At 50.6% G+C, this 24,130-nt stretch carries 19 protein-coding genes; 6 read left to right on the forward strand and 13 right to left on the reverse strand.

All coding sequences use genetic code 11. The features are described from left to right. Positions 1-6 precede the first annotated feature (6 nt). The 4 genes from OYT88_RS07060 to ilvB form a co-directional block, all read right to left on the reverse strand. A complete protein-coding gene (locus tag OYT88_RS07060) occupies positions 7-960 on the reverse strand; it encodes a threonine ammonia-lyase (RefSeq protein ID WP_274399196.1) in 954 nt (317 codons plus the stop codon). Positions 961-1,199: 239 nt separating this feature from the next. Next, positions 1,200-2,234, reverse strand: coding sequence for a ketol-acid reductoisomerase (gene ilvC / locus OYT88_RS07065; protein WP_274398907.1), 1,035 nt, complete (start codon positions 2,232-2,234; stop codon positions 1,200-1,202). A gap of 83 nt (positions 2,235-2,317) precedes the next feature. Next, positions 2,318-2,614, reverse strand: coding sequence for an ACT domain-containing protein (locus OYT88_RS07070; protein ID WP_274398908.1), 297 nt, complete (start codon positions 2,612-2,614; stop codon positions 2,318-2,320). Between the two features lie 3 nt (positions 2,615-2,617). Further along, a complete protein-coding gene (ilvB, locus tag OYT88_RS07075; RefSeq protein WP_274398909.1) occupies positions 2,618-4,336 on the reverse strand; it encodes a biosynthetic-type acetolactate synthase large subunit in 1,719 nt (572 codons plus the stop codon). Positions 4,337-5,385: 1,049 nt separating this feature from the next. On the opposite strand from ilvB, the gene ilvD reads away from it, so the two are divergent. From ilvD to OYT88_RS07090, 3 genes are all read left to right on the forward strand, one after another. Next, entirely contained in the window at positions 5,386-7,113 is a 1,728-nt protein-coding gene (ilvD, locus tag OYT88_RS07080; RefSeq protein WP_274398911.1) for a dihydroxy-acid dehydratase, read from the forward strand. A 48-nt stretch (positions 7,114-7,161) separates the two neighbouring features. Further along, complete coding sequence (locus tag OYT88_RS07085; RefSeq protein ID WP_274398913.1) at positions 7,162-8,136, forward strand: bile acid:sodium symporter family protein; 975 nt, start codon at positions 7,162-7,164, stop codon at positions 8,134-8,136. A gap of 451 nt (positions 8,137-8,587) precedes the next feature. Continuing rightward, positions 8,588-8,977, forward strand: a complete 390-nt coding sequence (locus OYT88_RS07090; RefSeq protein WP_274398915.1) for a hypothetical protein — start codon at positions 8,588-8,590, stop codon at positions 8,975-8,977. A gap of 115 nt (positions 8,978-9,092) precedes the next feature. Here the strand turns inward: OYT88_RS07090 and OYT88_RS07095 are convergent, their stop codons facing one another. The 6 genes from OYT88_RS07095 to OYT88_RS07120 form a co-directional block, all read right to left on the reverse strand. Further along, the gene (locus tag OYT88_RS07095; RefSeq protein WP_274398917.1) at positions 9,093-9,383 is read right to left on the reverse strand and encodes a hypothetical protein; all 291 of its coding nucleotides are present in this window, start codon (positions 9,381-9,383) and stop codon (positions 9,093-9,095) included. A 152-nt stretch (positions 9,384-9,535) separates the two neighbouring features. After that, a complete protein-coding gene (gene queC / locus OYT88_RS07100; protein ID WP_274398919.1) occupies positions 9,536-10,258 on the reverse strand; it encodes a 7-cyano-7-deazaguanine synthase QueC in 723 nt (240 codons plus the stop codon). Positions 10,259-10,943: 685 nt separating this feature from the next. Then, positions 10,944-11,753 carry a GNAT family N-acetyltransferase gene (locus tag OYT88_RS07105; protein ID WP_274398921.1) on the reverse strand — a complete coding sequence of 270 codons (810 nt, stop codon included), beginning with the start codon at positions 11,751-11,753 and terminating at the stop codon, positions 10,944-10,946. 710 nt (positions 11,754-12,463) lie between these two features. Continuing rightward, complete coding sequence (locus tag OYT88_RS07110) at positions 12,464-13,129, reverse strand: GyrI-like domain-containing protein (RefSeq protein ID WP_274398923.1); 666 nt, start codon at positions 13,127-13,129, stop codon at positions 12,464-12,466. Beyond that, positions 13,119-13,922 (reverse strand): MerR family transcriptional regulator, encoded by an 804-nt coding sequence (locus OYT88_RS07115; RefSeq protein ID WP_274398925.1) that lies wholly within the window; start codon positions 13,920-13,922, stop codon positions 13,119-13,121. The genes OYT88_RS07110 and OYT88_RS07115 overlap by 11 nt, the downstream gene beginning before the upstream one ends. Before the next feature lie 705 nt (positions 13,923-14,627). Then, a complete protein-coding gene (locus OYT88_RS07120) occupies positions 14,628-14,831 on the reverse strand; it encodes a hypothetical protein (protein WP_274398927.1) in 204 nt (67 codons plus the stop codon). Between the two features lie 1,279 nt (positions 14,832-16,110). Between OYT88_RS07120 and OYT88_RS07125 the strand changes: the two genes are divergently transcribed. After that, positions 16,111-16,983: a CHAD domain-containing protein gene (locus OYT88_RS07125; protein ID WP_274398929.1), complete on the forward strand. Its 873-nt coding sequence runs from the start codon at positions 16,111-16,113 to the stop codon at positions 16,981-16,983. A 907-nt stretch (positions 16,984-17,890) separates the two neighbouring features. Here the strand turns inward: OYT88_RS07125 and queF are convergent. Then, entirely contained in the window at positions 17,891-18,379 is a 489-nt protein-coding gene (gene queF / locus OYT88_RS07130) for a preQ(1) synthase (protein ID WP_274398932.1), read from the reverse strand. A 36-nt stretch (positions 18,380-18,415) separates the two neighbouring features. Further along, on the reverse strand, positions 18,416-19,084 hold the full coding sequence (locus tag OYT88_RS07135; protein WP_274398934.1) for a queuosine precursor transporter: 669 nt from the start codon (positions 19,082-19,084) through the stop codon (positions 18,416-18,418). A 438-nt stretch (positions 19,085-19,522) separates the two neighbouring features. Here OYT88_RS07135 and OYT88_RS07140 point away from each other — a divergent pair, with 438 nt between their 5' ends. After that, a complete protein-coding gene (locus tag OYT88_RS07140; RefSeq protein WP_274398936.1) occupies positions 19,523-21,025 on the forward strand; it encodes an alpha/beta hydrolase in 1,503 nt (500 codons plus the stop codon). An 887-nt stretch (positions 21,026-21,912) separates the two neighbouring features. On the opposite strand, the gene OYT88_RS07145 is transcribed toward OYT88_RS07140, so the two are convergent. Further along, positions 21,913-22,851, reverse strand: coding sequence for an NADP-dependent oxidoreductase (locus OYT88_RS07145; RefSeq protein ID WP_274398937.1), 939 nt, complete (start codon positions 22,849-22,851; stop codon positions 21,913-21,915). A 347-nt stretch (positions 22,852-23,198) separates the two neighbouring features. Between OYT88_RS07145 and OYT88_RS07150 the strand changes: the two genes are divergently transcribed. Then, the gene (locus OYT88_RS07150; protein ID WP_274398938.1) at positions 23,199-24,050 is read left to right on the forward strand and encodes a lipoate--protein ligase family protein; all 852 of its coding nucleotides are present in this window, start codon (positions 23,199-23,201) and stop codon (positions 24,048-24,050) included. Positions 24,051-24,130: the final 80 nt, after the last annotated feature.

The following is a 24,130-nucleotide window of genomic DNA, read 5'->3' on the forward strand; positions in this document are numbered from 1 at the left end:
TCTGCGCTACTCCGCCGAACCGGCCCGTTCGCACCGCTCAGCCATTTTTTTGACCTCGGGCAGCATCTCCAGATCGACATTTCCGCCGCTGACGATCACGCCGACATGCCTTCCGCGAATGGCGGAACGGCCGGACAGGGCCGCGGCAAACGCAGCGGCTCCCGCTCCTTCGACGAGCAGTTTTCCCCGCTCCAGCATCAGGATCATGGCCTGTGCGATCTCATTGTCGGATACGGTCACCAGATCATCGAGATAACGGGCGATCAGCGGGAAAGTTTTCCGGCCGGCTTCTTTCACAAGGATGCCTTCCGCCAGGCCGCCCACGTGCTCCGATTTGACGGGACCGGTATGATAAAAAAGATTGAATACTGAAGGGCACCGTTCGGACTGCACGCCGATCACCCGGATATCCGGTCTGATGTTTTTCAGACACGTTGCCGTGCCGGCCGCCAGACCGCCGCCGCCGACAGGTACCAGGACCGTCTGAAGATCCGGACATTGCCGCAGCATTTCCAAAGCGACCGTTCCCTGTCCGGCCATGATTTCAAAATCATCAAAGGCGTGCACCAATACCGCGCCGCTGGCCTGACAGTCCGCTGCTGCCGCCTCGTATGATTCCTGATAGGAGCCGCCGGCAAGGACGACGTCCGCACCGTATGCCTCCGTTGCCCGTACTTTCGCTTTCGGCGTAGCAGCGGGCATAAAAATCTTGGCCCTGATCCCCTTTTTTGACGCGGAGAGGGCGACTCCCTGAGCATGATTGCCGGCCGAAGCGGCGACAATCCCTCCCGGCGGCAGCAACGGCAGATGGAGCATCTTGTTCAGCGCCCCGCGCAGCTTGAACGATCCGGTCCGCTGGAAATTTTCCAGTTTAAAGTGCAGGTGTGCGCCCGTTAAACGGTCGAACGTCGCCGACTCGACCATTGGTGTCTTATGGACATACGGGCCGAGACAGCGCATTGCCTCGAATATGTCGGTTAGTTGCAAGGAATCCCCAAAATCTTCACACTCCTTTTGAGTTTGCTTTTCAATGCGGCCTGTGGGTGTGGGACAGCCGGCCGCCGTCGCTTCTTACTGCGCCCCGCCTGATCATTCATCAGAAAATGCGGGCACGGGAAGGCGGAAATACGGTGTTTCCGCCAGGCCGCCCATCCGGACAGAAACCGCTATTTTTTTTGATTTCTTTCAGATTCCAGCAATTATTGAGCAACATTTTCAGTGATGTCTTCACTGTCCTGCTTGCCTTCTTTGACAAACGGCATGAGCCTGCGCAGTTTTCTGCCGACCCGTTCCAGTTCCGAATTGCTCTCTCTTTCCATGAGCGCATTGAACATCGGCCTGCCAACCTTGTTTTCGAGCAGCCAGTTGCGGGCAAATCTACCGGATTGTATATCCTCCAGCACTTTTTTCATACGGGCTTTCGTATCTTTATCGATGATATACGGACCCACTGTGAAATCGCCGAATTTTGCCGTATCGGAACAGGAGTAGCGCATGCCTGTCAGGCCGTTTTCATAGATCAGATCGGTGAGCATCTTCATTTCGTGACACGTTTCAAAATAGGCATTTTCCGGCTGATAGCCTGCCTCGACCAATGTCTCAAAACCGGCCTGGATCAAATGAGTCAGCCCGCCCATCAGCACCGCCTGTTCGCCGAACAGATCGGTTTCTGTCTCTTCCTTGAACGTGGTTTTCAGAACACCGGCACGGGCTGCTCCAAGGCCCTTAGCATAGGCGAAAACAAGCGCTTCAGCCTGACCGGTCGCATCCTGCTCCACGCCGACAAAAGCCGGAACGCCGCCGCCATTAAGATATTCCCGGCGGCAGAAGTGGCCCGGACCCTTGGGTGCAACTAAAAAGACATCGACGAAGTCCGGCGGAACGATCTGGCTGAAATGGATGTTAAAACCGTGGGAAAAGCCGAGCGCATTGCCGGGTTTCAGTCCGGATTCAACCTCCTGATAGTAAACCTGTGTCTGCCGCTCATCCGGCAGCAGCATCATAACGACATCCGCTTCTGCAGCTGCTTCCTTGACCGATCTGACATCAAATCCATCACGGGCCGCTTTGTCCCATGATTTGCCGGGTCTGACGCCGATTATCACCTGGAATCCGCTGTCGCGAAGATTCTGTGCCTGTGAATGGCCCTGCGAGCCGTAGCCGAGAACAGCTATCTTTTTGCCGCGCAGAACGCTTTCATCGATATCTTTGTCATAGTAAACATTGGCTGTCATTTTGCAGTTCCCCTTTGTTTTTTCCGATTTTTTCATGCATTCTTCCAGGCTGCGGAAGGCCCTTCCCGAAACCGATAGGCGGTTCAGCCATTGCCATTTGTTCCCGTTGCCGTATTTTCTTCTTCGCCGCGCTTCCTGTTCGCAGACGGTTCCGAGATATCGGCTGCCGAAATCACGTCGACCAGCTTGTTCAGCTGGCCGATCAGCTGCCGGGCCTGCCGTTCATTTTTAATATCCGTCACGATGTTCATATCGGACGTCGTTCCGGATCTCTGGTACGTCAGGCTGCCGATATTCAGTCTGTATCTGGAAAAAACGGCAGCGACCCGGGACAGAGCGTCCTTTTCAGCAGAAACCTTTGCGTGAACGGTTCTGTTCATTGTTTACACCCCGATCATTTCATTAAGCCCTTTCCCCGGGGCGACCATCGGGAAAACATTGGCCATTTGCCTGACCCGGCAATCGATCACCCAGGGGTAGGGATCCCGGAGGGCTTCGGGAAACACGCGGCGCGCATCCTCCTCCGCAGCCACACGGACACCGCGGATGCCGTAACTTTCCGCGAGGCGGACAAAGTCAGGCTGCACGGAAGGAATGGAATGGGCGTACCTTTTGTCATAAAAAGCCTCCTGCCACTGCCTGACCATGCCCAGCGCATGATTGTTCAAAATAACAATTTTGACAGGCAGATTCAGCTCGGCAACCACGGCCAGTTCCTGAAACGTCATCTGAAAACCGCCGTCGCCGACAATCGATACGACTGTTTTTTCCGGTTCGGCAATCTGCGCGCCGATCGCCGCCGGGAAACCGAAGCCCATCGTGCCGAGCCCTCCCGATGTCACCCAGCGATTGGGCCGGTCGAAAGAATAATACTGAGCGGTCCACATCTGATGCTGTCCGACGTCTGACGTCACGATCGCATCGCCGCCGGTATGGCGGAAAACATGTTGGATTACGCTCTGAGGGGCCATCCCCCCGTCATCCGCGTCTGTGCCGAAAGACAGCGGGTGCGCTCCGGCATACTGCTTCAGATGTTCCAGCCATCGGTGCCTGTCTCCGGACGGGCCCGTTGCCTGCAGCAATTTTTTAAGTACGGCCCGGGCGTCTCCTGCAACCGGAATCACCGTCCGGACGTTTTTCCCGATTTCCGAAGGATCGATATCCACATGGGCGACAGCTGCGCCCGGCGCAAACCGGGCAGGATTTCCGGTCAGGCGGTCATCGAAACGCGATCCGATGTTGATGAGCAGGTCGCATTCCGAAAGGGCCATATTGGCCGCATACGTTCCGTGCATGCCGGCCATCCCGAGAAAAAGCGGATGGGACGCCGGAAAACTGCCGAGTCCAAGCAGCGTGCTGACGACAGGCAAATGATGCTTTACTGCATAGGCGCGCAGCAGATCCGCCGCCTTCGCGTGGATGACGCCTGCTCCCGTCAGAAGAACGGGTTTTTCAGCTGTTTCAACGGCACGGGCCAGTTTTTCGACCTGCGCCACATTCGGCTCCTTCAGGAATCGATAGCCCGGGAGATCCATGTCCGTACCCGGCCGCTCCCGTTTCACTGCCGCCGCGCAAATATCCTTGGGCAGATCGACGAGCACGGGACCCGGGCGCCCCGTCGTCGCGATATAAAAAGCTTCCCGGACTATTCTTGGCAAATCATCTGTATTTTCGATCTGAAAGCTGTATTTGGTCGCCGGAATGGTCATTCCAATCACATCTGCTTCCTGAAAGGCGTCCGTTCCGATAACCTGGGTCGACACCTGTCCGGTAAAAACAACGAGCGGCAAGGAATCGATACAGGCATCCATCAGCCCGGTTACCAGATTGGTCGCGCCCGGACCGCTTGTCGCGATGACTACGCCCGGTTTTCCAGAAACGCGGGCATAGCCTTCCGCCGCATGAATTGCCCCTTGTTCGTGTCTGGCCAGGATATGTCTGACTTTCTGTCTGTAAAGCGCGTCATAAATCGGCAGGACGGCCCCGCCCGGATAGCCGAAGATGACGTCGGTTCCTTCCCGGAGGATCGACCGGATCATGACATCGGCACCCGTTTCCAAATGTGACCCCGCTGCGGCTGCGGTTTTTGTTCTGACATCCACGCGCGTTCCCCTTCCTTCTCAGATTTTTGTTATTAAGTTCCGGGTCTTTTTCCGTCCCATTGATATGGCAAATAGACTCGCTGAATCAGCAGATCCTGCGATCGCTCTATTCAAAAGTCCGTTTCTCCCCGCCAACTTTTCGATTCCGAACAAACGGCTCCGGAGCCAGTTTCTGAAAGCGATTTTTTGAGAGGATTGTCACACATACTAATCCAGATAAAAAAATCAGTCAACCTTTTTTTAAAACTTTTAAAAAATTTTAATTTCAAAAATTAAGGCCAATAGTTGGAAGCAAAAAAGGTCTGTAAAATTTTGGCGAAAATCGTAAATTTCCCTTTCTTATGCGGAAAATAAACAGATGATGGAACCTTTTCGGCCGATATCTGATTTTTTTAAAGAGCGTATTTAATTTGTAAACTTGGGTTGACTTTCTTTTGGACGGGTGTTATATTGAGCTATACCAAAGCGACAAATTATTCAGACAAGGAGTTAATCATCATGACTTTCCCATTTGATGACCGAGTGTTGTTGAGCATTATTCTTATTAGTTAGGATCCTGACAATCGTGAAAAAACTAACGACTGTCCGGGTCCTAATTGGCTTCAAATGGGATCCGGGTACAAGGCTCCCATCCGCAGTTCGGAATGGGAGCCTTTTTCTATGCCGTTTATGCAGCGGCGCCGGCAGAATGGTTTCAACAAAAAGTCTTCGCCGGGGCAGAAACGCCGGTGGAGAGATTTTTGCCATGGTAAAGGGGTGATGGAACTTCGACCGGAAAGAACGTCGCTGAGAACACGCTGTCCGGCGGTTAACGCCGCCGGGAACCGGTGCATTCTGTGGATGCACGGACTGTCATGGCTTGTGCAGCTCAAAGGCCGCTGCATCCGGCGGAAGTACGGCCGGCAGGCAGCGTCGGTGCCGTCTCAATCCGGTGGATGTACGATCTGCATTCTGCCGGCGGAGTCGGCGGATCTCTGGAAAGGTAAGCCGGGCAATGCGGAACTCGTTGTATTTTTTGTAAAGCCAAAAACAGAGAGGATGAAGAAACATTGAGAAGCGACGAAATCAAGAAGGGCGTTGACCGGGCACCGGCGCGCAGTTTGCTGAGGGCCACCGGAGTGGTGAAAAACGAGGAGGATATGCGTAAGCCGTTCATTGCAGTATGCAATTCATATGTCGATATCGTTCCCGGACATGTCCACCTCCGGAAACTGGCCGATGTCGCCAAACAGGCGATCCGGGAAGCCGGCGGAGTCCCGTTCGAGTTCAATACGATCGGTGTGGATGACGGCATCGCCATGGGTCACATCGGCATGCGTTACTCGCTGCCGAGCCGCGAACTGATTGCCGATGCTGCCGAAACGATGATCAACGCCCACTGGTTTGACGGAGTTTTCTATATCCCGAACTGTGACAAAATCACGCCGGGGATGCTGCTGGCAGCCGTACGCACCAATGTTCCCGCCATTTTCTGTTCGGGCGGGCCGATGAAGGCCGGTCTCTCGGCCACCGGAAAAGCGCTGACGCTGTCTTCGGTTTTCGAGGGCGTCGGCGCCTTTAAAGAGGGGCGGATTTCAAAAGAGCAATTTCTCGATATTGAAGCAGCGGCCTGTCCCACCTGCGGATCCTGTGCCGGAATGTTTACCGCCAATTCGATGAACTGTCTCATGGAAATGCTCGGAGTTGCGCTCCCCGGAAACGGCACCGCTCTCGCAGTTTCCGAAGAAAGGCGCAACTTAATCCGAAAATCGGCATTTAAGCTGATGGATCTGGTTAAAAATCAGGTCAGGCCGCGGGACCTGATCACACCGGAAGCTGTCGATGATGCCTTCGCGCTCGATATGGCAATGGGCGGATCGACAAATACCGTGCTCCACATGCTGGCCGTCGCCTCAGAAGCCGGTATCGATTATAACCTCGAACGGATCAACCGCGTCGCGGAAAAAGTTCCTTACCTCGCCAAAATCGCTCCAAGCTCTGCCTTTTCCATGCAGGATGTCCACGAAGCCGGCGGCATATCGGCCATCATTAAAGTGCTGACCGATATGGGCGGCGTGATCCATCCCGATCGAATGACCGTTTCCGGTCAGACAATCCGCGAGAATGTCGCACAGGCCGACATTAAAAATCCGAAAGTCATCCATCCGCTTGATCAGGCGTACAGCAAGACCGGCGGTTTATCCGTCCTCTTCGGGAATATCGCCCCGAAAGGAGCGGTCATCAAAGTCGGCGGCGTCGACCCGTCCATCAAAACATTCACCGGAAAAGCGATCTGTTTCAATTCACACGATGAGGCGGTTGAAGCAATCGACAATCATACGGTCAAAAAAGGCCACGTTGTCGTCATCCGTTATGAAGGACCGAAAGGCGGACCGGGCATGCCGGAAATGCTGGCACCGACATCCTCTATTGTCGGACGCGGCCTCGGAAAAGATGTGGCGCTGCTTACGGACGGACGGTTCTCCGGCGCGACGCGCGGCCTATCGGTCGGGCACGTTTCCCCGGAAGCGGCGGCGGGCGGGCCGATCGCCCTCGTCAAAGACGGCGATACCATTACCATAGATTTAGTGCAACGCACCGTCCATCTTGACGTTTCGGAGTCGGAACTGGCCGATCGTCGGAATCAGTTGAAACCTTTTGTCCCGAAAGTCAGGAGCGGCTATCTGGCCCGCTATGCGGCTCTCGTCACTTCCGCTCATACGGGAGGCGTCATGCGGCTGCCCGAAGCCTGGAACGATGCAGCACAAGAGAAAAAAGCGGCCGGTACCGCAAAATAATTTTTCAGAGACTTCATAGATATTTGAAAACAGAAGGGATGAAGCATCATGAAAGCCATTGTTTCCACAGGACGGTTTTTAGGAAAATATTTTGCGCTATTCGTCCTCGCCGGCGCAGTTATCAGTTATTTTCAGCCGAACCTGATCCTTTGGGTTCTGCCGTATGTTTCTCTTCTACTCGGCTTGATCATGTTCGGCATGGGCGTCTCTCTGAAAAGGTCCGACTTTGCCGCAGTATTTAAGAGGCCTAAAGATGTAATCGTCGGTGTCTGCGCACACTATTTGATTATGCCCTTGGTCGCCTACGCACTCTGCCTGGCTTTTCATCTGCCAAATGCGCTGGCTGTCGGCGTGATATTAGTAGGCTGCTGTCCGAGCGGCACGGCATCCAATGTCATGTGTTACCTTGCAAAGGGCGACGTCGCGCTTGGCGTTTCAATCGGCGCTGTCTCGACACTGATCGCTCCGGTCATGCTGCCCCTGATCCTGTGGCTGCTTGCAGGCCGCTGGGTTCGTATTCCTACCGGATCCCTGTTTATCAGCGTGATTGAAATTGTCATCCTGCCGATTGTTCTGGGCGTACTTGTCCACACATTCGGAGGAAACAAAGTCGAAAAAGGGGCTGAAGCTCTTCCGCTCGTCTCAACAATTGCCATTATTCTGATCGCCAGCAGCGTCGTTGCCGCTAACCACGCGTCACTGTTTGCAGCGAGTACTCTGATCCTGATCCCCGTTGTCATGCTGCATAATCTGCTAGGCTTTGCATTAGGGTTCTTCTTCAGCCGACTGCTCGGCATGAATCATCCGAAAAGCCGTTCGATCACCTTTGAAGTCGGCATGCAAAATTCCGCACTGGGCGTATCGCTGGCAATGGCCTTCTTCTCACCGGCCGCCGCCATTCCGGGCACTTTTTTCAGCGTCTGGCACAACATGTCCGGTTCGGTCCTGGCTTCGTACTGGGCCAGCAGGGGAAAAAAAGGAAAGGTGCCCGTCGTCGAAGCCGTTCAAAACTCGGTCAATTGACTCGGCACGCAGCTGCCGCTAAAAATTACTTAGTTATATATAATAGGTAGAAAAAATATGGTCTCGTCCGACGCGACCATATTTTTTTAATGGATATTCCCATCCGTTCAGTCGGGCCGCGGCGCAAAAACGCCGGCAATTCTTCCAAAAAGCGATCGCTCAGCACGGGCGGCAGCCTATTCTTTTGAATGTTCCTGCGAACGGCGATTTATTCCGCTGAAAAAGAGAGCTATCATGCAGAACAGGCGTTACATGGCGAAAACGTCCGATCTTTTTCTTCCGCCCGCCGCGGATTCCTGTAAATCGTGGTGAAAATCGGCAGGAAATACCAGCTTATCAGCAGTAAAAAGCAAAATATCAACGGTAAATGGCAGAATATCGATAATAACGTGCGGAAAATCGACAGCAAACAGACTGAAATCAATAAGTGCGGATAATCAGAACAGAAAGATTGTCCCTGATTGATGGATCAGCCGCGGCCGGAGCCTTATTAACCGCTGTTCCCGTTTTATCGATCATGGCCGGCAGTTTATCGGCCGCTATGCCGGCTTTATCGGTCGTCGCCGGCAGTTTATCGGTCGTCAGCGGGAGTTTATCGGTCGCTGTGCCGGCTTTATCGGTCGTCGCCGGCAGTTTATCGGTCGCCGGCGGCAGTTTATCGGTCGCCGTGCCGGCTTTATCGGTCGTCGCCGGCAGTTTATCGGTCGCTGTTCCCGTTTTATCGATCATGGCCGGCAGTTTATCGGCCGCTGTGCCGGCTTTATCGGTCGTCGCCGGCAGTTTATCGGTCGCTGTGCCCGTTTCGCGGCACCTGATCTATCAAATTGTTGCAGAAGTTTGATCGCGGACACACTCTCTGTCTTTCGGGATTGATCATCTCAGGAAAAGTCGATCATCATCTGAGGGCACAGCAGGAAAATGGGCTAAAGAGATACTCATATTTTTTAGCAGTTTGATCAACAAATCAGAGAAAGAGCATTCGCCGATTCGGCCGATAGAGCACTCGTTTTCGCCGATAGAACTCCGAATTCGGCCGGTAGAGCACCCATTTCCGCCGTTACAACCCCGAATTCGGCCGGTAGAGCACCCATTTCCGCCGTTACAACCCCAGATCCGGCCGGTAGAGCACTCGTTTCCGCCGATACAACTCCGAATTCGGCCGATAGAGCACTCATTTCCGCCGATTCGGCCGATAGAGCACCCATTTCCGCCGTTACAACCCCGAATCTGGCCGGTAGAGCACCCATTTCCGCCGTTACAACCCCAGATTAGGCCGATAGAGCACTCGTTTTCGCCGATACAACCCCGAATTCGGCCGATACAACCCTGAATTCGGCCGGTAGAGCAACGGAGACGGATGGATGAAATCTCTATCAGCAACATTTTTTCGGCGGCGGCTTCATTCTCTGCCGGGCATGTTCTGTGACGGCCGCCGGGTCCAGTCGATATCGATTTGATAGGGGATCGGGTCAATCAGCCCCGCTTCCTGAAATCCTTTGATCCTCAGCCTGCAGCTGTCGCATGTGCCGCAGGCCTTGTCTCCGCCATTGTAACAGGATGTCGTCAACTGGTAAGGAACCGCGAGCCTCGTTCCAAGCTCGATTGTCTCTTTTTTTGTCAGATGCATCAGCGGTGCCTGAATGGACAGGCCGCGGCTTGTGACCCCTGTTTTTGTGGCCAGATTGATCGTCCGGTTCATACTGTCAATAAATTCAGGGCGGCAATCGGGATAGCCGCTGTAATCAACGGAAGAGACGCCGATAAAGATGGTCTCTGCACCCAGCACTTCTGCATAAGCACTTGCAAGAGAGAGGAAAATCATGTTTCGGGCGGGGACATAGGTGACGGGGATGTCGCTTCCATCTCCGTTCTGCGGCACGCCAATGGACGTATCGGTCAAAGCACTGCCGCCAATTTGCTTAAAAAAGTCGATATTGACAATGCGATGATCTTTCACGCGGTAATAGGCCGCCACCTTTTTCGCCTGAACAACTTCCCGACTGTGACGCTGGCCGTAACTGAATGTCAGCGGATAAAGTTCAAAGCCTTCCTGATTCGCTATACCCATACATGTTGTGCTGTCCAGCCCTCCGCTGAGCACAACCACTGCTTTTTTGACCATTTCAGGCACCTCCCCGGTTTGGATCCTCAATCATTTGCGGCAGCGGTCCGGTAAGTATTTTTTCCGTCCGCTGCCTTGGCCGCGCACAAACGGCACTGCCTTTTTACGAACCTTGGTGTATGTATCCTTTCCTCCGACCGGATGCATCGGATCCAGTGCGGATTCAGCTTTTGGAGCTCAGATTACAGGCCTCTTTGGCATTCCGGCTGGCAAAAAGAAGCGAATGAAAAAAACTCTCCATAACAAAAATGGAGAGCGCAAAGTCGGACGACGTCCCTTGTCCCTTGATAGGCATCCGGACAGGTCCGTGAACCCAACTAACTGGACCACTCGCCGTTCCGAACGCTTTTTCTCAAGAAAAGCAGCCGAATTTTTCAGTTGCAACGCTCCCTAGTTTTGTTTCATGAGGGGCGGGAATTTCGAACCCTCAGTGTGACTATTATAGCAAACTCTCCGGTTCATGAACATACGGGGCTGCCGGCAGAACTATTCGAAAAAAACCTGGCTTCGCAGTCTCCGGCACAGCCTCTGCTGCAAAAGCCGGTACGTCTTCATACCATACCGGCAGGCCCCGGGGTCCGGCCCCTCTAATAGCTGTGCCTTCACAGTAAAAAAGCCCTTACGACTCATGCAGCTCCTGTCGGCTGGCTCACCGGATCAGCGCCGTCGTTTCGGCCCCTCTGTCTCATGAAATTTTCCTGTAGCTCGCCATCATCCACTGATCAATATCTTCGAAACCGAGTTTTTTGTAGATACTGCCGGCCTCCGGGTTGTTATAAAAAAGACACGGTTCTTTGTGTTCCGCCTTCAGAGCAGCAATCGTCTTGATCAGACAGCTGGTCGCATAACCGCGCCGTTTATAGCCCGGCTTTGTACAGACACCGACAATCATCGCTGCTCGGCGCGTCTCGGCCGTTGTCGAGACCGCGCTGACCGGCTCTTCGTTTTTCTCAATATAATAGGTTCTTGAAATACCTTTTTCCATGTTCTCCTGAAAGTCGGCGAGATCTACTTTCGGTTCCGAAAACTCCGGAATCGATGCCCGCAGCCGAACGATTTTATCCGCTTCCTCGGGGAAAAGCATTTTTACGTCTTTGCGCATCGACTCTTTATCCAGTACTTCGCGATCTTCACGTTTTGCATAGAAACAAAGTTTTCTATCCTGAGGCGGCTGTCCGATAAAAGGCAGAATCCGCTCAACCATCTCTTTCAGGCCGGAAAGCATGCTCAGTTTCCCGTTGTTCTTGATCACTTCCGACCATGCCTCTCCGTCCAATTGATCGGGATGCTTCGCATAAGGAATAAAATTATCCCGGTATCGGAGCAGGATACTGATCAGTGCTCCGGTCTCATTAAAGTCTCCCCATACCATCACCGGTTCACCGCCAAAGCCAAACGTTTCAATATCGCCGAGAATGAAAAGATTTTCTGCAGGACGTTCACCTGCAAAATCCATGACGAGCGTTCTGTCCTTTTCCGTTAATTGCCTGATCATCTATACTCTCCTCTCCAGAGGCATTTCAGTCCTGCACATGCCGAGAGACCCTGTGTCATCGTTAACTAATCTTTACTTTTTCTTCATAATTATATATGAAAATTTTACGAAATGGTATGAATAAATCTTGTCATTCATCATGATGAATATAAAATTAATTTTCTTCTATGAATCTGAATATCTCCGCTGCCGCTTAGACACCGGCAATCGGTAAAAACGGCATAGTCATAAAAGCCGGACACTTTATGAAAAAATATGAGCCGCCGATTTCTTCAGCCCGCCCGAATAGGAATTCAAAAAAACTGCACGCTGAAGAAACCTTTATTTCCAGAAAGCAGCGTTGGAGAGGATAATATTTTTCAAGACGGGGCAGCAGTTTTTGCGCTTAAAACGATTATCTTCGGCCTAAATCTTCTGCAAAAATTTTCCACGCAATGTCCTGCCATCCGTGCAGCGGCATAATCGTGACGTCCCGCCGGCGGACAGGATTTATCGGCAGCATTTGAAAGAAGCCCTGCGACGTGCCGCTCAGAAAAAATGCAGCAAAAAATGAGAAAGAATAGACGGATTGGATAGGCCATTCTCTCTCATTTTAACTGTTAAACCGGCTGCCCATCAGAAAAGACCGGCCGGCTGCTTCGACAAGATGAATCATTTCCCGCAGCATCGTTTTTATTAGAATTAAGCCGGTGGCCGCCTGTTTCTCTCAATTACGAAACGATCGGCACAACAGGATGGCGGATTACTGTTTTTCTTTTTTCCGGCATCGATTTTCGCGGATCGGACAGATAAATCTCGTGATGCCTTTTGATCGTTCCGTCCGGCCGGACTGTTGAAATCGCGTTCCTCAGCTGATGACCTTCGATATAGTTTTCCATTTGCGCCATGGTTTCCGATTCTTTCTCAAAAGGACCGATATGCATCATTTGCACGCACAGGCCTTCTTGAAACGTCTGAAACCGGGCTTTCGATACGTCAAGCAGCGGCTTCTTTCTTGCAATCTCTGCACATGCCCAACGGAACACCTCAGCAGTCACAAACTCCGGCTGGCGGATCATCGATGTCCAGCTATAATGATCTTTATCCGATAAGTCAAGCTCCCGGCCGTCCATCCACCACAGCCCTTCAAGCGGCGGCACGACATAATCAAAGTATCCTTGCAGCCGCTGTTTTCCGTTCTTACTCATCTTAATGGTGTAGGAAAGGCCGTATAACAATTCAACCGACGACTGATAGTCTCCTCCTTCATCGTTCGGATTGCCCATTCCGTCGACCATGATGAAAGGCATGGCCGGCACATCAATGAGCACGGGTTTTTTCGGGGGAAGATACAGATCTTTAAACGCATTTTTATAGTCTAATTTATCAGCAGCCATGTTCCTGCCTCCTGCCGATCGGCATGATGATTTCCGTTACGTAGTTATTCGGATTGCCTTTAAATATCCTGCCCGGTCCCTGAACATACACCTCCCGGAAGGGCGTGAGATAGCTGAAATGATGCTTCCCGGCATAGTCCAGAAGAGCTTTATATGCCCTGTTCAGGCTGTTATAGCCGCCCTTATGTTCCGTACAAACGGCTCTGACCGGCGCGGCCGCATCCGCCTGCTTCAGCTGCGCCGGGACTGGCAGACAGCATTCAATATCCGCTTCATCGCTGTATTCAGCCGAGTAGTAGAGGGTAAAGGGGCATCCCTCGGTATGGCTGCCGGCGGCCTTATATAACTTTTCCATATACTTTCCGATATCGCTGTATTTCCCTTTATATTTGATCGATGCCACGGCAATCGGTTCGATATCCCGGATTTCGATTTCGTAATCCGGGCCATTTTCTTCCGCCTGTTTCGGTTTCCTATAAAAGTTAATTTTATCCGGCAGAAATTTTTCTTCCAGAATTCTGTTTTCGATCATCGCCTTCTTTTCCTCAAGAAAATAAGTTAAATCAGAAGGCGTTTCGCAGCGGCCGAGCATATCTTTCATTTCGGAAATGGAAAATTCAAGATTCCGAAGCAGTTTAATCCGTTCTGCTTTTTTAAAATCGGCAGTGTTATAAAATCTGTATCCGTTTTCTTCATTACGAAAAGACGGAGTCAGTATGTTTTGCTCGTCGTAATAGCGCAGCGTTTTAACAGTGAGGTTTGTGATTTTGGAAAACTCCCCGATTTTGTACACGGCCCATACTCGCCTCCTTAGTATAAACGATCCTCCGCACGGGAGAGTCAACTGTTTTTTTTCTAAACGTCTGAACGGTGGGCCCCTTTAAAGCGGGCATCGATTGGATGCTGAAACCGCCGTATACAGACCACCGGGAAGGAGCAGGAAGATAATCGGCCGCCGTCCGGCGGCAATTGTCCGAATCGCTCTTTAAACGGCGGACTGAAACATTTAAACAAATTTCTTTCCTCTTAATTTTTTACAATTTTCAGTGACAAAAGTCAAAATCTTGATGTTTGATTTTTGAGAGGCATTAATGATCTAATTAACAGTACGAAGCCACATCATTACTATGACTGTCATATGAAAAAGAAAAAACATCTAACTCTTGAAGAGGTGAAGAATTGCTGAGAGAAGAGGTTTGAAAAATCGGTGGAGAGACCGGAGATCTTGGCAAAAATAACAGAAGATATGGATTGGTCAGAACACATGAGTTCAGATTGATGGGTTCATGAATTAACTGATCGATTTGTTCATATTGAGTCACTAGATGATAACGATCCATATTGAATGATTCTTTCAAAAACATCCTCAAATTCTAAAATATTTGCATAAAATTTACAATTATCCTCCCTAATTCGACAGTCTTTTTAATTGGCAACGTTTACAATCATAGATGTATTCCAAACTAAGGGGGGAAAATCATCTATGAAACTATTAAAGCTAAAGAAAATTATACTGACAGTTATTGTCCACTTTGTTTTTCGGCTCATTCGCCCTATTCGCAACTTCAGCTAGTGCTACCACGCCAGCTACAACTATACCAAAAGTTAGCGTATCACCTTCGTTTGCCCCATCTGCATCTTTAAACAATGTTGATTTACAAAATACAAGTAACACAACACCTAAAAAGATCATCTCGTTCATGATGAATCCTGGATCAGGTGGTGGGGGTGGCATTACCTATGTAACGGGCTGGCAATATTGGGGAACACTTAAATACTCTAAAAAATTTTTAGCCGTAACGAGATCTGCTGTAATAGCGGGAGTTACTCAGTTTATACCTTTTGCATCAATTAGGGCCATCTCAGTCATCGCAAACACTTTTCTCGCGGCCTATGCTCCCAACGAATATGTCACAGAAAAAATTTATAGAATATGGCTAGTAAATAGAATCAATGGCGGTAGAATTGTACTAAAGGAAAGAACAGATTGTTATTTCTATAGTAATTCAGCACGGACACACTTCATAGGTAAAATAAGTAGAACTTACAACAAATAAAAAGGATACTAAATATGAACAACAAAGTCTTCGTTTCGATCAAGGTTTTTTCTCTAGTTCTTCTCCTAATCTATATTTTCATACGTCCTGATGCCGGTGGAAATTATTACATGCCGGGATTGATTGCCTATGTGGTTATCAACATGACCGTAGACGTTTTAAATTATAGATTATTAAAAAAAAACAAACCATGAATGGGCACGATTTTAAGTGCCTGTTTTGCCTGTTATACGTCACTAAAAGTTTTTCCCTTCAAATCAAACCGTTCTTTGTCTAGATCCTGTGAACGGACACTAGGTAACCACGTCTTTTCAACTCTTTTTCATACACCTTGATTGACGCCTTAACTCAGCTGAATTCTTAGCAATGATTAAAGGGACAGCCATCCACAACGCTTTTACAGACAGATTTGTGATTTCCGAAAATTTCCTTGTTTGTACACAATCCCGTTCCTTATTTTCAGTCTAAACAACCCGCCGCGCAGGCGGGTCAGCGGCTATTCTGCGCTCCTTATTTGAGAGAGTGGATAATTATTATGGCAAAAAAGATACGCTTTGTCTGCTTCACTGGACTGAGACATTTTCTTACACTTTTTCCATCGACATGATGTCAATGAAGTTCCTCGCTGCACCATTTGGGCCGTCCTTTTAATTAGAACGCACATTCTCTATAATAAAGATAGAGAAATGTCTCCATATTCAGATGTGAACAAGAAAACTTCCCGGCCGGTGCCGTACAGAATCCGCTGCGGCGGGGTTCACCGTCCCGGGCTTGGCAGAAATAGGCGATGCCTTTTCGGCGGCAAGAGTGGATAAGTTCAAAAATGAAAGCGCTTCATATTGTGTTTCCTTAAGAGTTTACCTATTCTACCGCAATCACACAGACAATCGAGCATTCAGACAAACAACGAGGGGGGTTGTTAAGATGATGAAACAGGAAAGCATGCCATTTGAAATCAATGCCGACATAAAAAAAACGATGATCAAATTTCTAGTGTCCGCTTCAAAGCGATTAGAATCCGACACGGCAGACTTTATGTCGGATGCTTCCGCCGTGGAAACAGTGCACCAGATGCGCCTTGAAATCAGAAAGATACGCTCCCTCTTATTCTTTATCAAAAAAATGATCACAAGCGGCTGCTACGATTCATTAAACGGCGGACTGAAACATTTAAACAAATCTCTGGCAGCCATACGGGATTTAGATATTCTCATTTCGAACTGCAGCCGCTTCAACAAATCGAGCGTCCTGAGCAGCATTGTCCGGGCAGAGCGGCTGGATTTATCGGACAGTCTGCGCAAGAAACTGGCAGGCCCGGACGGAAAATCCAAAATAGTGCCCATTGACTGGCCGGCGGCGATTGAATGGAATGATTCGGCCCGTCTTGAAACGGCCGTTTCCGATTATGTCCGGAGCGAACTGAGCGTCATGTTAAAAAAATACTTAAAACTGGGCAGAAAAACCGATTTTTCCGCACCCGATCAATTGCACCGGTTCCGAATCGCGGGTAAAAAAATCAAAACGATCCTGGAGTTATTTCTCCCGATTCTGGATATGAAGGGTCAAAAACTCTACCGAAGGCTCAAAAAACTGCTTCAGACGATCGGAGACATCCATGACTTCCAAACTTCCTGCGCTATTGTGCTGGAACTATCCGAAAAAAATTCCGTTCCTTCGGATGAAGTCCGTCAATCCGCCGATTATTTGAGAAAAAGTGAAAAAAGAAAGGCAAAATCCCTCGATAGCGATTGGCACAGCACCAAAAAAATGATCAAAATTTATAGGCTGACACGGTAGGAACCAAACTGCTTCTGCTTATTTCCGCCGTTTTCCTTTATCTGTTCCTTTTCGGTGAAGAAGGCGCCTTTTTAAACGACCCGATGATTTGCCGGCTGCCGTTTTTTTTATTATAAGGAAGGCATTGGAAATAGCCGTTTACGGAGATGGCCAAAGAGGGAGCCTGCCCGGTATAATACGTGGATCCTCGGGATCGGCCTCCCATTGGACAGCCAGCAGATGCCTCAAAGGTTTTTAAAAATTTGTTGCAGAAGCGGCCGAACGCGGGATCCCGTTCGGCCTGAGACGGCACAGCCCTCGCTAATACGGTAAAGCCGGGTTTTCCGATCGACGGTGTTTTACCGGGCCTTGTCCGCGGTCTTCTACTATTAGTTAAGCCCTTAGCAGAAAGCGGAATCTTTAAGAGTTTCTGGTCAAAAAAGGGTATGCCAAAGGAGGCCTGGCCCGGTGGATTTTTTCAGTCAGGCGGATAGAGGATAGAAACGTACAGCGGACTATCTTCGAATGGCCAGGCCATAGTCATAGGTTTGATTGTGGGTCACCGGGAGGTATAGAGTCCGAATCAATCGGTGTACCGCCGCAGCGGCAGTCTTCTTGGTTTTGGCGACGAAAATTGCTTTTTTGTGATGACAGCCGGCGCGGCGGAACTAATCAAACGATTGTTTCGTGTTTGAGATGGCCTGGAGGCCGGGCAGACCATTCGATCCCAGACAGGCCATCCCGCTTGTCCGTACTTCTTGCACAGAACGAACCATTTCGCGAATTAATGTAAATAGAGCGGGGATCTGATAGGATTCGTTGAATGCGCAGATTTTATTGATCGATGGCGATCAAACAAAACAGGCCGCCCCATCGCCGGAAGCCCGGCCGATGTGCTGCCTGTTTAAAAGCTTTTTATTGACCCTTATCAGCGATTATCGATTTTTTCAGGATACATGTCGTGCCTTGAAAGCCTGTCAAAAGCGACTTTTTCCCAGACGGTGCCCTTCTTGCCGTAATTGACATAAGGATCGATGCTGATCCCGCCCCGCGGCAGGAACTTGCCCCACACTTCCAAATATTCGGGATCCATCAGGGCAATCAGATCATCGGCGATCTTATTGATGCAGTCCTCATGAAAATCGCCGTGATTGCGGAAACTGAACAGATAAAGTTTCAGCGATTTGCTTTCGACCATCCGTTCAGCCGGAACATAGCTGATATGCAAGGTCGCAAAATCCGGCTGATGGGTAATCGGGCAGAGACTCGTAAACTCCGGAAAATTGAATTTTACGAAATAATCCCGGCCCGGATGCGCGTTTTCAAATGTTTCCAGCACGCCCGGGTCGTAGTCGAAAATGTAGTTTGTTGCTTTATTGCCGAGCTGAGTGAGCCCTTCTTTTTTTCTGTCCGTCATGATCGGCGCCTCCCAGTGCTTCAATTATTATGCTTGTCAGCGAATCTCCGAAACCGCTGCAGCCGGCCGTCCTTTTCCCCTCGCCCAGTGAACGGCCAGATAGATAAGCGGAACACCGATGACCGAGTAGGAGAATTTGAGAATATACTCGCTGCCAATGGTTGAAAGAATGACGGCAAGAGGCAGCGTGCCGGAAAAACCGACGAACATGAATACCGTGGAATCGGCCAGCTGGCTGACAGCGGTGCTCATCCAGCTGCGCAGCCACAGCTTTCTTCCATTCGTACGCTCCTTCAGCCGGATGAAAATGGCAATATCAAGCATTTGCGAGACAGTATAGCCGCAGAGAGACGCGAAAACCACTCTCGGCACGGCACCGAGCACGGCCGCATAGGCCCGCTGGCCGCTCCAGAACGGAGACGGCGGCAGATGAACCGCAGCCTGCAGCAGCAAAGTAAAGAGAATATTCGCCGCCAGCCCGATCCAGACGATTTTGCGGGCGACTTGCTTGCCCCAGATTTCCGTCATGCTATCCAGGATGAGAAAAGTTAAGGGATAGATAATAATGCCGGAGGTCATTGACCATCCGCCGAGTGAGAAAATTTTTGATGCTGCGAGGTTGGCGGCGATCAGGCAGGTGGCAAAAAGCATCGCCAGGATGAGCAGTCTGAAGGGGACGCCGGCAGTTTGTTTTGTGTGATCCATTCGTTATCGCTCCCGTAGTTTTTTTGCTAAGGCAGAGGAGGGTTTCGAACTCTGCCGTCCAATTTACGCTCTCTATTGTAATGATAAAACGTGGATCGGGCAAGATTCAGTTCTTTTTTCTTCCGATTTCTGAAGATTTGTTTATAATATTTTATAGTACATTTTTACCTGCCTGGGTAAAAAGTATGAGCAGCGTCCTTCTGATCGCGACACAGGTTAAACCCGCGGAACAAGAAGCCCGTGTCTGCCAAAAAAGCAGATGAAAACGGATTCCTGTCAAAAACAATAAAGAGATCGTGTATCATCCCGCTTTCAGCCCTTATGCCGTCCGTCTGCAGGCCCTCAGGCACCTGAACATCCTGCAACATCCCACAGCGGCGGGCAAAGGCCCGGTTTAAACCTCCCCTAAATCTACTGATCTGAAAGAAGGAACTGATCGTGCCGATCCTTCATATTGATGATTACCGTCTTCATTATGATTATCGCTATCTGGATAAAAAAAATCCGACCCTGCTGCTGCTTCATGATCTGAGCGTTGATTCAACGGTCTGGCACGCACTTGTTCCGTTTCTGGATCCGTCCTTTAACATTCTCGTCTATGATTATTTCGGCCATGGGAAAACGACGGACAGTGCCGGCCCCGTTTCATTTGAAAAGCTTTTCCGTGAAATACTGTCGCTGATGCACACACTGCGCCTTGACACCGTCCATCTGGCAGGCAGCGGATTCGGCGGCGTGCTTGCTTTTCTGTTCGCGGAAAACTATCCCCGCCTCGTACGGACACTGAGCTTTATGTCCATGCCCTTTTATGTCCCGGAAGAAATCTATAGAAAAGAATTACACACGATCATTCGGCTGTTTACAGTCGACCGCCGCTTATTGACCCAAAAGATTGTTGCGGAAAATGTGTATCCGGTTACTCCCGGAAAAACAACGCTGATCACAAATGCGTTCAACCGTGTGTCGGCCCGGAATTTCGAACAGATCATTACTGTGATGACGGATCAGACATTTGCCGATCGCTTCAGCCTGATTCGGGAAATGAGCCGCTTAAAACTGCCGGTTCTGATTATGAGCGGCGAATTCGACCCGTTATTCCCGGCAAATCTGTCCGTCATTCTTGCCTCACAACTGCCAAACGGCAGAGGACTCATTATTCCCGAGGCTTCGCATCTCATCGAACTGGATCAGCCGAAAATTGTGGCTGCTCGTTTAAATTTTTTTATTCGCGGCCAAAAGGCGCCTTTCCCCTTCTCCGCAGCCCATCAAAAAGCGGCAGACGAATTAAAAAGGATTCTTGACAAAGGATTCAGTGAACTGCACATCCGCCGTCCCTCTTTGAGAATGACGGTCATGAAGGGCACCGTTGAGATACTTTGGGATGAGCGCCCCATTGAAGGCAAGTGGAATCAGCGCCACGCCAGGGAACTGCTTTTCTACATCATCATGAATCACGGCTCTGTGACCCGTACGGCTTTGATCGACACATTCATGCCCGAGCTTGCCGCTTCTCAGGCAAAAACCCGTCTGCGCGTCCAGTTGAACCACCTGAACAAAATTTTTCAGCATTCGCTCGATCACGCACTGATGATCAGCCGGGAAGCGGTCGCCCTTAACGTAAAATTCGAATGCGATCTGCTCGATTTCATGGAAGACCTTAAACCGCTGCTTCTGAAGGAGATTCCGCTCGCCGCACGCACTGAACAGTTTATTCATAAACTGAATATCTATAATCCTTCCTGTCTTGCCGTCTTCCAGGATGAGTGGAGCGGTTCACTGATTGAAAAACTGGAAATTCGGCTTTCACAAATCATGATTCGTTTATTGGAGGAACTGGAATCCGAGGATCAGACTTTGCTGGCTAAGGAAATGCTCAAGGCGGGGACGGCAGTCGAACCCTACGACGGATTCTGTAAGGAAAAACTGGATCATCTCAGCTGAGGGAACGGATCCGGCCGCATAGGGTGCGACGCGGCTGCGGATTCCGCAGGGAGCGGTCCCATTGGTCAGGGCGGGAGCTTATCGGGCGGAGCGGATCAGATTTTTTAACACATCGCGCCGGGCCGTTAGCCATACTTTTACGTATAAAAAAGGCTGTCAAGAGCCTAAAAGAAAAGAACCGGAGTGGCTCCGGTCCTTTTTGATAGTGTTGTCCGGCTTTCTCCTCGTGGAACTCCTTTCGGACTTTCTTCAGGAAGTCACGGCCGAATTCAACCAGGACTTTTTCCAGCCTTTTTAAATTGAAATCGCGGGCATCGTTTTAGCGAATGCCCGCTTTTGACGGATCGGCATCAGATTTCTTCAAAAATTCTGCCGGGGACGAGGAAGGCTCCGGAATTTTACCCGGAACGGGACCGCTTCGTCCGTCGGGACGGTCGAGCGCATTGATCGTTTCCTCTTCATTATCTGCCAGCGCGAGGCTGTAAGCGCTGGTGTTTCGGCGCGATCCGCGACGGCGTTTTTAGGATATCCGGCCAAACAATGGTCTTGTTGTTAAAAAATAGTCGCACATCACTTTTACTGGCACATTCATGCACACCGGATTCAGTGAATGGGTGCTGAACCCGCTCACCGTTTCGGCCTCAATTTTCAGTTTTGCATTCACGCTTTAAATTTCGGATCGGATCCGGCCTTGACACGGCCGCCGTTCAACTGACATTAGACCCGCTTCGGATTCCGGGAAAAGCCGGCAGCCGAATTAGGTGCTCTTCCGGCTGAATTTCTAGTCTTTCGGCCAGATTTATCAGTTTTTCGGCCGGTTCCGGCGTCTTTCCGGCCAGGTTCGGCATGCGGGCGTCTTTTTGCTGCCCGCCGGTTTTTCCGGCCTTTCAATCAAACGTAATGACGATTTTTCCGCGCGCATGATGCGTCTCGCTCAAGGCGTGGGCTTCTTTGATTCCCTGTTCTGAAAAAGAAAATTCGGAGCCGACGACTGCTTTCACCTTTCCGGATGCAAGCAGACCGGCTATTTCGCTGAGCTGTTTGCCGTTTTCCTTGAGCCAGATCGATACCGCCGACACCCCGTAATGTTCGGCGAGCGTCCGGTCGGGCGCATTGGTAATGGAAACGAGCCTGCCCATGCCTTTTTTCAGCACTTTAAAGCTTGCCTTCTGAATCTCTCCGCCCATCGTATCAAACACAACATCAATATTCGAGAGCACATTTTCAAAATGTGCCGTGTGATAATCGATAACTTCGTCAGCGCCCAGCGATTTCAGAAAATCGCTGTTTTCCGCTCCGGCCGTGGCAATCACATACGCTCCCCGTGCCTTTGCGAACTGCACAGCCAAGCTGCCGACACCGCCTGCTCCGGCATGAATCAGCACTTTTTCCCCGGATTTCAGATCGGCATGATCAAATAGGGCCTGCCAAGCCGTCAATCCGGCGAGCGGGACAGAAGCTGCCTCGGCGAACGAAATATTTTCCGGAATGCGGGCAAGCAGATCGTCATCCACGGCTGTATATTGGGCATAGGTTCCGAATCGCGTGGTCGCCGGCCGCGCAAAGACACGGTCGCCTCTCTTCCATCCGGCGGCCTGCTCGCCGACTTCCGTAATGATTCCGGCAGCATCCCAACCGAGTATTATCGGGAATGGCCAGTCAAACATTTGTTTCAGAAAACCCTCACGCAGCTTCCAGTCAATCGGATTGACCGACGTCGCGGACAATTTCACGATCACTTGGTGCGGGCCGGGAACCGGTTTTTCAACTTGAACTTCATGTAATTCTTCTTTGCCTCCATATCGATCGATGACAACGGCTTTCATAAAAAGTAAAACCTCCTGCGTCTGTTATAAAGCCATCATAACCCGACCGGTGCGGAAAGGAAAAGAATCTGCTTCTTTGCGGTGTTATTTTGCACCGGAGTCTGAAATGGCTCCGCCGGCAGTGGCAAACTGCGGGCGGAGCGATGCGTTTTCTGAACCGGACGATGCCAGACACCGCCGCCCATGACCTTGCCTCTATTTTTCGGGTGAGCAGCAAAGCCCGGCCGGAACCGTGACTGCCGGTTTCCGGAATCAGCCCTATGGCTGTTTTCCAGCAAATACGGTGCAACCGGCGGCGGGCATACGTTATAATAAGACGAGATACAGATTGAAAGGTGCGATGCGCAATGTCTCTCCTCCTTGATCAGCCTGTCTGGCGGGTGATCGACCAATCTTCACTTGGCAGCGGTTTTGACGGCAGACAGTCTTTTGCTGTTGATGATACACTGTGCCGGTCGGTCGGTGCAGGAGAGTCTCCGTGCACGGCCAGGCTGTGGGTGCATCGCCGGACGGTCATGCTCGGTATTCAGGATACGCGGCTTCCGCACTTGAACGATGCACTTCAGGTCCTTCGTCGCGCCGGCTACCGCTATGCGGTCAGAAATTCCGGCGGGCTGGCCGTTGTACTGGATGACGATGTACTGAATCTCACGCTGATTTTTTCCGAAAAAGAACAGCCGCTGTCGATTGACGAATCATTTCAGGCGATGGTCGACTTTACAAAAAAAATGCTGACACCGTTTGCCATTTCGTTCGAAACCGGAGAAATCGCCCGTTCTTATTGTCCGGGGCGCTATGATCTCAGCACCAAGGGGCGAAAATTTGCCGGCATCTCGCAGCGCCGGATCAGAAACGGCGTCGCCGTGCAGATCTATCTGTGCGTGGGCGGCAGCGGGCCGGAACGGGCGCGGCTAATCCGCAACTTTTACAAAATGGGTCTTCAAGGAGAGAAAACCCGCTTCGCCTACCCGAATATCGATCCGCTCGTGATAGCTTCACTCGCGGAAATCAGCGGTCAGAGACTGACTGTCTCCATGATCATCACTGCCATTCTCCGGACTTTACAGTCACTCGGCCGAGTCGTGCCGTCTGCTCTTTCCGATCGCGAGAGCAGGCAGTTCGGCATCTATTACGAGCGGATGATCCGCCGCAATGAAAAAGCGTTCGGCAACGATGCCATCCATCCGCAGCAGGATTGAACGGCGGCCCTCTTTTTGGACCGGCCGGCTTCGAAATTATTTAATATGATGATTAGCTTATTTTATAGAGAGGGCGACGT

Origin of the sequence: Sporolactobacillus sp. CQH2019 (assembly GCF_028765345.1) — a bacterium.
GTDB lineage: Bacteria > Bacillota > Bacilli > Bacillales > Sporolactobacillaceae > Sporolactobacillus.

Bases quoted from the DNA above. Each gene is read 5' to 3' on its own strand.
- OYT88_RS07060 (WP_274399196.1), bottom strand. From the start codon at position 960: ATGCGCTGTCTCGGCCCGTATGTCCATAAGACACCAATGGTCGAGTCG.
- ilvC (WP_274398907.1), bottom strand. From the start codon at position 2,234: ATGACAGCCAATGTTTACTATGACAAAGATATCGATGAAAGCGTTCTG.
- OYT88_RS07070 (WP_274398908.1), bottom strand. From the start codon at position 2,614: ATGAACAGAACCGTTCACGCAAAGGTTTCTGCTGAAAAGGACGCTCTG.
- OYT88_RS07085 (WP_274398913.1), top strand. From the start codon at position 7,162: ATGAAAGCCATTGTTTCCACAGGACGGTTTTTAGGAAAATATTTTGCG.
- OYT88_RS07095 (WP_274398917.1), bottom strand. From the start codon at position 9,383: ATGGGTGCTCTACCGGCCAGATTCGGGGTTGTAACGGCGGAAATGGGT.
- queC (WP_274398919.1), bottom strand. From the start codon at position 10,258: ATGGTCAAAAAAGCAGTGGTTGTGCTCAGCGGAGGGCTGGACAGCACA.
- OYT88_RS07105 (WP_274398921.1), bottom strand. From the start codon at position 11,753: ATGATCAGGCAATTAACGGAAAAGGACAGAACGCTCGTCATGGATTTT.
- OYT88_RS07110 (WP_274398923.1), bottom strand. From the start codon at position 13,129: ATGGCTGCTGATAAATTAGACTATAAAAATGCGTTTAAAGATCTGTAT.
- OYT88_RS07120 (WP_274398927.1), bottom strand. From the start codon at position 14,831: ATGAACGAGATGATCTTTTTAGGTGTTGTGTTACTTGTATTTTGTAAA.
- OYT88_RS07125 (WP_274398929.1), top strand. From the start codon at position 16,111: ATGATGAAACAGGAAAGCATGCCATTTGAAATCAATGCCGACATAAAA.
- queF (WP_274398932.1), bottom strand. From the start codon at position 18,379: ATGACGGACAGAAAAAAAGAAGGGCTCACTCAGCTCGGCAATAAAGCA.
- OYT88_RS07135 (WP_274398934.1), bottom strand. From the start codon at position 19,084: ATGGATCACACAAAACAAACTGCCGGCGTCCCCTTCAGACTGCTCATC.
- OYT88_RS07145 (WP_274398937.1), bottom strand. From the start codon at position 22,851: ATGAAAGCCGTTGTCATCGATCGATATGGAGGCAAAGAAGAATTACAT.
- OYT88_RS07150 (WP_274398938.1), top strand. From the start codon at position 23,199: ATGTCTCTCCTCCTTGATCAGCCTGTCTGGCGGGTGATCGACCAATCT.